The following is an 8690-nucleotide window of genomic DNA, read 5'->3' as shown; positions in this document are numbered from 1 at the left end:
GTCGTTTCGGCCGCAAAGAAGATCACCCGAACGGCGGTGATCCCCTTCGAGTCCAGTGTGGACGGTCGACCGCAAATCCCAATAGGGGTAAATGTCCTTTTTGGGAAGTATTGCGACTTCCCCATAAGTCCGTACGTTCGTCGCTTGTTCACGAGGCTTCGGCACCGGATCCTGATTTCCGCTAAGCCGCACCATTTTTCCCCACCGTCCCCGTTCTCGGCCCGGCCTGTCACCGGGCCGGTTCGCCCTGCCCGGAGGAGATCCTTCGATGCAACTGAGACGTCCATTCGTCTTGGCCGCGAGCGGCGCGCTGATCGCCGCGATGTGCACGACCACCACCGCCCAGGCCCAGCCCGCGACCCCGAACGCCGTCCCCGACGCCCAGACCCTGGCCGCGACCGCGGCGGCCGGTCTCGTGGCGAGCAGGCCGGCCGCCCTGCACGCGAGCACCGACGACGTTTTCGTGGCCCAGAAAGCGATTTCCGCGACCAACGGGCTGAAGTACATCCCCTACGAGCGCAGCTACAAGGGCATGCGCGTGGTGGGCGGCGACTTCGTCGTCGCGACCAACTCGACGGGCCAGGTGCTCGGCACCTCGGTCGCGCAGGACCAGACCATCGACCTCACCTCGACCACCCCCGCCGTGTCGAAGGCCGCGGCCGAGGCGACCGCGCGGAAACAGCTGTCCTCCGTGGACAGTGTGAGCCCCGCCCAGCAGGTCGTCTTCGCGCTCGGCAAGCCGACGCTGGCCTGGCAGAGCACGGTCGTCGGCCGCGACGCCGAAGGGCCGAGCAAGCTCGACGTCGTCGTCGACGCCGCCACCGGCAAGGTGCTCCACACCCAGGAACACGTCCTGCACGGCGACGGCACCAGCGCGTGGAACGGGCCGAACCCGGTCCACCTCGACACCACGCACTCGGGCAGCACGTACTCCTTGAAGGACCCGAACATCACCAACACGTCCTGCCAGGACGCGGCCAACAACACCACGTTCAGCGGCCCGGACGACCTGTGGGGCAACGGCACCGCCAGCAACCGCGAGACCGGCTGCGTCGACGCCCTGTACGCCGCGCAGACCGAGAACAAGATGCTCTCGCAGTGGCTGGGCCGCAACGGGTTCGACGGCAGCGGCGGCGGCTGGCCGATCCGCGTCGGACTGAACGACCAGAACGCCTACTACGACGGCAGCCAGGTCCAGATCGGCAAGAACACCGCCGGCGGCTGGATCGGCTCGATCGACGTCGTCGCCCACGAGCACGGGCACGGCATCGACGACCACACCCCGGGCGGCATCTCGGGCAACGGCACGCAGGAGTTCGTCGCGGACGTCTTCGGCGCCTCGACCGAGTGGTTCGCCAACGAGCCTTCGCCGTACGACGTGCCGGACTTCCTGGTCGGCGAGCAGGTCAACCTCGTCGGCTCCGGCCCGATCCGCAACATGTACAACCCGTCGGCGCTGGGCGACAAGAACTGCTACGACAGCTCGGTCCCCAACGGTGAGGTGCACGCGGCCGCCGGCCCCGGCAACCACTGGTTCTACCTGCTGGCCGAAGGCACCAACCCGACCAACGGGCAGCCGACCAGCACCACGTGCAACAACACCACGATCACCGGCCTCGGTGTCCAGAACGCGGTGAAGATCTTCTACAACGCGATGCTGCTCAAGACCTCCGGCAGCTCGTACCTGAAGTACCGCACCTGGACGCTGACCGCGGCGAAGAACCTGTTCCCGGGCAGCTGCACCGAGTTCAACACGGTCAAGGCGGCGTGGGACGCGATCAGCGTGCCCGCCCAGTCGGCCGACCCGACGTGCTCGGCGACCGGCACGGTCACCGTGTCCAACCCGGGCAACCAGTCGACCGTGACCGGCGCTTCGGTCTCCCTGCCGCTGTCGGCCTCGGGCGGCACCGCGCCGTACACCTGGTCCGCCACCGGCCTGCCGGCCGGCCTGTCGATCAACGCCTCCACCGGCACGATCTCGGGCACCGCGACCACCGCGGGCACCTCGAACGTCACGGTGACGGCGAAGGACGCGGCGGCCAAGACCGGCACGGCGTCGTTCACCTGGACCGTCGGCACGACCGGCGGCTGCTCCGGCCAGAAGATCGTCAACGGCGGCTTCGAATCCGGCAGCGGAAGCTGGACCGGCACCACCGGCTCCATCGGCCAGTGGGGCTCGCAGGGTCAGGCCGCGCACGGCGGCACCTACTCGTCCTGGCTCGACGGTTACGGCTCCACCACCACCGAGTCGATCGCGCAGTCGGTGAGCATCCCGGCGGGCTGCCACGCCAGCCTGACGTTCTACCTGCACATCGACACGGCGGAGACGACCACGTCGACCGCCTACGACAAGCTGACCGTGACCAACGGCAGCACCACGCTGGGCAGCTACTCCAACCTGAACAAGGCGTCCGGGTACGCGCTCAAGACCGTCGACGTCTCGTCGGCGGCCGGCGGCACCCTCGCGCTCAAGTTCACCGGCACCGAAGACAGCTCGCTGCAGACCTCGTTCGTCATCGACGACGTGGCCGTCACCCTGAGCTGAAGCTGATTCACTGAGGCGGGGAGACCGGGCGACCGGTCTCCCCGCTTTCGTGTTTTCCGGAGCAGAATCGGCGCATGGATGCCGAAGAGCTGCGCGCGGTCCAGACGCCGTTGAAGGAGCAGTACCGGGAACGGCCGGAGAGCGCGCTCGTCACTTTGCACGCCGACGCCGAACTGGACGGCCTCGGCATCTCCTGCAAGGTCGAAACCGGCCGCGCGGTCGTCGAAGCGGGGTTGCACCCGGCCACCGGCGGCGACGGCTCCTTTGCCTGTTCGGGTGACATGCTGCTCGAAGCACTCGTCGCGTGCGCCGGGGTGACGCTGCGGGCGGTCGCGACGTCGCTCGGGCTCACCGTGCGCGGCGGGCGCGTCCGGGCCGAAGGCGACCTCGACTTCCGCGGCACCCTCGCCGTGGCGAAGGACGCGCCGGTGGGCTTCCGCGCGATCCGGCTGTCGTTCGCTTTGGACACCGACGCCGGAGAAGAGCAGCTGGCGACGCTCAAGAAGCTGACCGAGCGCTACTGCGTCGTGTTCCAGTCGCTGCGGACGCCGCCGGAGGTCGCCGTCACGCTCTCGGCGAACTGAGTCTTCTCAGGGAGAAACCCGGAGGACAAACCGGACGCCGTGCCCTAGCTTGTCGGGTGTCATCGGAAGGGGAGCCGAAATGCCGCAGCCGGAACCGGACGTCGCCGTCCACGTACGCGGGCTCGTGAAGACCTATGGCGCGACCCGCGCGCTCGACGGCGTGGACCTGGACATCCCCGCCGGGCGGGTGCTGGGCCTGCTGGGCCCGAACGGCGCCGGGAAGACCACCACCGTCCGCATCCTGACCACGCTGCTGCGGCCGGACTCGGGCGAGGCGTTCGTCGCCGGCTACGACGTCCTGGCCGAACCCGACCAGGTGCGGCGGCGGATCGGGCTGTCCGGCCAGTACGCGGCCGTCGACGAGAACCTCACCGGGTTCGAAAACCTCTACATGGTCGGGCGGCTCTACGGCAGGCGGAAGGCCGCCGCGCGCTCGCGCGCCCGGGAGCTGCTCGCGCGGTTCCAGCTCGAAGAGGCCGCCGACCGGCCCGCGAAGGGGTACTCCGGCGGCATGCGACGGCGTCTCGACCTGGCCGGCGCGCTGGTCGCCGAGCCGACCGTCGTCGTGCTCGACGAGCCCACCACCGGCCTCGACCCCGGCGGGCGGCTCGACACTTGGGAAGTCATCAAGGAACTCGTCGCCGACGGCACGACCGTGCTGCTGACCACCCAGTACCTCGAAGAGGCCGACCAGCTCGCCGACTCGATCGTGGTGATCGACCACGGCCGGGTGATCGCGCGCGGCACCGCCGACGAGCTCAAGGCCCAGACCGGCGGCGAGCGGCTGGAGCTGGTCGTCGCCTCGGCCGCCGACCTGCCGGCCACCCTCGCGGTGCTGCGCGAGGTCGGCACCGGCGAGCCGTCCGGGGACGACCACACGCGCCGCGCCGAGATCCTCGTCGACACCGGCCCGAAAGCGCTCATCGAGGCGCTGCGCCGGCTCGATGGCCAGGGCATCACGGTCCAGGACGTCGGCCTGCACCGGCCCACCCTCGACGACGTCTTCCTGTCCCTGACCGGCCACGGCGCCGAGTCCACCGAGGAGGCTGCGAAGTGAACGCGTTCGCGAAGGGCATCTCGGACGGCGGTGTCGTCACGTGGCGCAACCTGATGAACGTCCGCCGCAACCCGGACTGGCTGATGGCCGCGACCCTGCAGCCGATCATGTTCGTGCTGCTGTTCGCCTATGTCTTCGGCAACGCGATCGGCGGCGAAGCGGGCGGGGCGGCCTACCGCGAGTTCCTCATCGCCGGGATCTTCGCCCAGACGGTGGCGTTCAACTCGGCGTTCACGGTCATCGGCTTCGCCAACGACCTGCAGAAGGGCATCATCGACCGGTTCCGCTCGCTGCCGATGTCCCGGATCGCGGTGGTCCTCGGCCGCACGACGTCGGACCTCGTCGTCAGCGTCGTGGCGCTGGTCGTGATGTCGTTGTGCGGGCTGCTCGTGGGCTGGCGGATCCGCGGCAGCTTCGCGGACGCGGTGCTCGGCTACCTGGTGATGCTGATGTTCGCCTGGGCGCTGTCGTGGGTCGGCGCGCTGATCGGCCTCGCGGCGCGCAGCGTCGAGGTCGCCCAAAGCGCCGGGCTGATCTGGATGTTCCCGCTGAGCTTCATCTCCTCGGCGTTCGTCCCGACGCAGACGCTGCCGCCGTTCCTCAAGGCGATCGCGGACTGGAATCCGTTCACCGCGGTGATCAACGCGACGCGCGACCTGTTCGGCAACCGGTTCGGGGCACCGCCGACGGGCTGGCCGGCGGAGCACGCGGCGCTGTACGCGATCCTGTGCTGCCTGGCGATCATCGCGATCTTCGCCCCGCTCGCCACGGCCCGCTACCGCCGGGTGGCCAGCAAGTAGCGTCAGTCCTCTTCGGACAGTTCGACGATCGGGATCACGCGCTTGGCCTGGCGGGCTTTCGCCGCGTGGTCGGCCAGGAACGGGTAGTGCTTCTCCAGCTCCGTCCACGTCCGCACGTAGTCCGCGCCCAGCAGCGGCAGCGCCTCGGCCTCGAACTTCCGGTCGGCCACCTCCACGGTGACCCGCGGGTCGTCCGCGAGGTTCAGGTACCAGTCCGGGTGCCGGGGCGCGCCCACGTTCGAGGCCACCACCAGCATCCGGTCGCCGTCGCGGTGGACCATCATCGGGACCGTGCGCGGCTCGCCCGAATGCCGGCCGGTCGTGGTGAGCAGCACGAGCCGCTCCCGGTGCATGCCGTCCACCTCGCCGCCCGCGCGGAACTGCTCGATCACCCGCCGGTTGGTCTCCTTGCCGTCCATGGTCACCGGTCGTAGTAACGGGTCGGCGGGTCCTGCTGGGTCCACTGCTGCCGGGTCGGCGGCGGTGCCGCGTTCTGCTGGCTGCGACGGCGGTGCAGCGTCCGGGCGCTGGCCGCCATGCTGTTCACGACCGCGGCGATGACCAGGCCGATCACCAGGTTGATCACGGCCGTCGCGATCTTCGCGCTCGGCGCGACCGTGAGGGTCAGCGGCAGCACCACCGCGATGAGCGTGACGAGCACCATGATCCAGCCGAAGAACTGGGACGGCGCCGGCGTGGCGACGCTGAGCAGGTGCATCAGCCCGGTGGCGAGCAGGGCCACCGCGGCGGCGACCAGCGCGTACGTCGTGGTGCTCGCGTTGCCCCAGACGCCTTCGCCTTTTGGGGCGAGCACTTCGACCTCGAAGATCCCCCGCGCGATCAGCAGCCCGACCACCGCGAGCAGGGCCGCGACCACCGCCGTCGCCACGCCGCCCGCCCACAGCCGGCGCGCGTCGATCCCCGGGCGGACGTCCTGGGGCTGGTTCCCGTAATAGTCGGCCATCAGAGCCTTCCTAGGTCGGCTGCGCCTCTCCCCCCGATTGTCCCCCGTTTCGGCCCCGGCCGCGATTTGCGCTGGAGTGCACTCCAGCTCTTAACGTCGGGGGCATGACTTCCGCACAGCACAAGATCGGCTCGGGTTTCGGCGCCACCACCACGGCCGCCGAAGCCGTCGCGGGCATCGACCTCACCGGCAAGCTCGCCGTCGTCACCGGCGGGTACTCCGGGATCGGCCTCGAAACCACCCGCGCGCTCACCGGCGCCGGCGCGCACGTCGTCGTCCCGGCCCGCCGCCGCGCGACCGCCGAAGAAGCACTGGCGGGCATCGAGAACGTCGAGGTGGACGAGCTGGACCTCGGTGACCTCGAAAGTGTCCGCGCCTTCTCGGAGCGCTTCCTGGCGACCGGACGGCGGATCGACCTCCTCATCGCCAACGCGGGCATAATGGCCTGCCCCGAGACCCGGGTCGGCCCGGGCTGGGAAGCCCAGTTCGCCACCAACCACCTCGGCCACTTCGCGCTGGTGAACCGGCTGTGGCCGGCGGTCGCCGAGGGTGCCCGCGTGGTTTCGCTGTCCTCGCGCGGCCACCACTACTCGCCGATCCGCTGGGACGACGTCCAGTTCGCGAACGGCTACGAAAAGTGGCAGGCCTACGGGCAGGCCAAGACCGCCAACGTGCTTTTCGCCGTCCGGCTCGACGAGCTGGGCGCCGAACAGGGTGTCCACGCGTTCGCGCTGCACCCCGGCGGCATCATGACACCGCTGCAGCGGCACCTGCCGCGGGCGGAAATGATCGAACGCGGCTGGATCGACGAAGCCGGGAACTACCTGATGGAGTTCAAGACCCCGGAGCAGGGCGCCGCGACCACGGTCTGGGCGGCGACGTCGCTGCAGCTGGCCGGGCGCGGCGGGCTGTACCTCGAGGACTGCGACGTCGCCGAGCTCGCTCCGGCCGACGCCGAGGGCCTCGCCGCCTCCGGCGTCCGCCGGTACGCCGTCGACCGGGAACAGGCCGCGCGCCTGTGGACGCTGTCGGCGCAGCTCACCGGCGTGGACGCGTTCGCCGGGCGATGATCGTGCCCTGGATGTCACATCGGCGGGTGTCCGGACGATACTCTTTTCGTGATCTTCCGACGTTTGCCGTTCACGGGGCCGGGGTACTTGGCGCCCGTGGCCGACGAAGCCGGTAGAACGGGGCGCCCGCCGACGGACGACGTCACCTGCGGGCGCTACGCCTTGGGCGAATTCACGATCACGCCGCGCCGGGCCCTCGACGACGAGCGGCCGCCCGGGTTGCTGGCCGGGCGGTACGAGGTCGGGAACCTGATCGGCAGCGGCGCCACGGCCCGCGTCTACCGGGCTTTCGACGTGCGGCTCGCCCGCGAAGTCGCCGTCAAGATCTACGACCGGGACGCGGTGGCCCTCGACCAGCGCCGCCGGCTGCGCGAGATGACCATCCAGGGCAGCATCAGCCATCCCGGCGTGGTGGCGCTGCTCGACAGCGGCACCGAGAGCGGGCGGACCTACCTGGTCATGCAGCTCGTCGAGGGCGAGAACGTGGCGGAGCGGCTGCTCGGCGGGCCGATGCCGGTGGCCGAGGTGGCGGCGCTGGCCGAGGGGCTCGCCGAGGCGCTGGCCCACGTGCACGAGCGGCGGGTGGTGCACCGGGACCTGAAGCCCGCCAACGTGTTCCTGTCCGCCGACGGTCCCCTGATCGGTGACTTCGGCATCGCGCACGCCCTCGACGCCACCCACATCACCGGCACGGGCCTGATCCCCGGTACCGCCGCCTACCTGGCGCCGGAGCAGGTTTCCGGCGAGCCGGCGGGGCCGCCCGCGGACGTCTACGCCCTCGGCCTGATCCTGCTGGAGTGCCTGACCGGCGAACGGGAGTACCCGGGCACGATGGTCGAGGCGGCGATGGCGCGGCTGACCCGGCCGCCCCGGATCCCGGACGACCTGCCCCCGTCGCTGGCGCACGCGCTGCGCCGGATGACGCAACGGGTTCCCGCCGACCGGCCCACCGCCGCGGAGGTGGTGGGCCTGCTCCAGGCGCCGCCGGACGCGTCCGAGCGTCGCCCGGTGTGGCGTCGCCAGGCCGCTGCCGGCATCGAGCTCCCCCGCGACCCGGCAGCCGGCGCACCCGCGAACCCCAGCCCGGTGCCCCGCGGCGGGCTCGCCGCGGACCGGGCGCACGACCACGATCCGGCGACGAAAACGTTCGCGGTCCCCGGCCCGGCGGCCGGTGCGCCCGCGGCCGGCAACCCGGCACGTCGCCGGCTCGCCGCCGCGGCCGGGCTGACCGCCGCCGCGGTCGCCGTGGTTTCCGCGATGCTGCTGGTCGAGCAGGAAAACGGGACCGGGACCCCGGCCCAGCAGCCCCCGGCGGCCAACTCCCCGGCGGCGACGGTCACGCCTCCGTCGTCCACATCGCCTGCCGGATCCGGCAACCCGGCGCCGCGGACCGGAACGGGGAACATCGTGCCGCCGCCGCCCGGGAGCACTTCGGCTTCGCCGGAACCCGCCGCGGTGACCCACGAAACCCCGTCGTCGTCGGCGGAACAGACGTCGAAGACGGGCAAGCCCGAGAAGACCGAGCCGCCCGGCAAGGGCAAAGGCAAGGGCCACGACTCCTGAGCCGGCGGGTCGGGACCTCCGGCGGACGGATCCGGGTCCAACGGCCCTGGTGCGGAAAATGTCTCCGAAATAGCCGCGACCGCACATTCATTCGATTTCGTGAATTC

The 8690-nt window shown here is 70.9% G+C and carries 8 protein-coding genes; 6 read left to right on the top strand and 2 right to left on the bottom strand.

Features of this window, described 5'->3' with window-relative positions; translation table 11 throughout:
- The first annotated feature begins 268 nt into the window (after positions 1 to 268).
- The 4 genes from CF165_RS43635 to CF165_RS43620 all read left to right on the top strand — a co-directional run bounded on the left by CF165_RS43635 (position 269) and on the right by CF165_RS43620 (position 4986).
- Positions 269 to 2545 carry a M4 family metallopeptidase gene (locus tag CF165_RS43635; protein ID WP_093953459.1) on the top strand — a complete coding sequence of 759 codons (2277 nt, stop codon included), beginning with the start codon at positions 269 to 271 and terminating at the stop codon, positions 2543 to 2545.
- Positions 2546 to 2619: 74 nt separating this feature from the next.
- Positions 2620 to 3129: an OsmC family protein gene (locus CF165_RS43630; RefSeq protein WP_093953458.1), complete on the top strand. Its 510-nt coding sequence runs from the start codon at positions 2620 to 2622 to the stop codon at positions 3127 to 3129.
- A 79-nt stretch (positions 3130 to 3208) separates the two neighbouring features.
- Positions 3209 to 4186: an ATP-binding cassette domain-containing protein gene (locus tag CF165_RS43625; protein WP_167441747.1), complete on the top strand. Its 978-nt coding sequence runs from the start codon at positions 3209 to 3211 to the stop codon at positions 4184 to 4186.
- Positions 4183 to 4986 (top strand): ABC transporter permease, encoded by an 804-nt coding sequence (locus CF165_RS43620; protein ID WP_093953457.1) that lies wholly within the window; start codon positions 4183 to 4185, stop codon positions 4984 to 4986. Before CF165_RS43625 ends, CF165_RS43620 begins: the two co-directional genes overlap by 4 nt.
- A gap of 2 nt (positions 4987 to 4988) precedes the next feature.
- On the opposite strand, the gene CF165_RS43615 is transcribed toward CF165_RS43620, so the two are convergent.
- Together CF165_RS43615 and CF165_RS43610 are read right to left on the bottom strand one after the other, a co-directional pair.
- A complete protein-coding gene (locus CF165_RS43615; protein WP_093953456.1) occupies positions 4989 to 5405 on the bottom strand; it encodes a nitroreductase/quinone reductase family protein in 417 nt (138 codons plus the stop codon).
- A 2-nt stretch (positions 5406 to 5407) separates the two neighbouring features.
- On the bottom strand, positions 5408 to 5950 hold the full coding sequence (locus tag CF165_RS43610) for a DUF6069 family protein (RefSeq protein WP_093953455.1): 543 nt from the start codon (positions 5948 to 5950) through the stop codon (positions 5408 to 5410).
- Positions 5951 to 6054: 104 nt separating this feature from the next.
- Here CF165_RS43610 and CF165_RS43605 point away from each other — a divergent pair, with 104 nt between their 5' ends.
- A complete protein-coding gene (locus CF165_RS43605) occupies positions 6055 to 7020 on the top strand; it encodes an SDR family NAD(P)-dependent oxidoreductase (protein ID WP_093953454.1) in 966 nt (321 codons plus the stop codon).
- 48 nt (positions 7021 to 7068) lie between these two features.
- Positions 7069 to 8583 (top strand): serine/threonine-protein kinase, encoded by a 1515-nt coding sequence (locus tag CF165_RS43600; RefSeq protein ID WP_240522078.1) that lies wholly within the window; start codon positions 7069 to 7071, stop codon positions 8581 to 8583.
- The last annotated feature ends 107 nt before the right edge of the window (positions 8584 to 8690 follow it).

Origin of the sequence: Amycolatopsis vastitatis (genome assembly GCF_002234595.1) — a bacterium.
GTDB lineage: Bacteria > Actinomycetota > Actinomycetes > Mycobacteriales > Pseudonocardiaceae > Amycolatopsis > Amycolatopsis vastitatis.
The sequence above is the reverse complement of the archived record's forward strand: the minus strand, read 5'-3'. Positions and strand labels throughout refer to the sequence as shown.

What these genes read in the sequence shown, in the direction of transcription:
- CF165_RS43635 (WP_093953459.1), top strand. Translation starts at nt 269, where the DNA reads ATGCAACTGAGACGTCCATTCGTCTTGGCCGCGAGCGGCGCGCTGATC.
- CF165_RS43630 (WP_093953458.1), top strand. Translation starts at nt 2,620, where the DNA reads ATGGATGCCGAAGAGCTGCGCGCGGTCCAGACGCCGTTGAAGGAGCAG.
- CF165_RS43625 (WP_167441747.1), top strand. Translation starts at nt 3,209, where the DNA reads ATGCCGCAGCCGGAACCGGACGTCGCCGTCCACGTACGCGGGCTCGTG.
- CF165_RS43615 (WP_093953456.1), bottom strand. Translation starts at nt 5,405, where the DNA reads ATGGACGGCAAGGAGACCAACCGGCGGGTGATCGAGCAGTTCCGCGCG.
- CF165_RS43610 (WP_093953455.1), bottom strand. Translation starts at nt 5,950, where the DNA reads ATGGCCGACTATTACGGGAACCAGCCCCAGGACGTCCGCCCGGGGATC.
- CF165_RS43605 (WP_093953454.1), top strand. Translation starts at nt 6,055, where the DNA reads ATGACTTCCGCACAGCACAAGATCGGCTCGGGTTTCGGCGCCACCACC.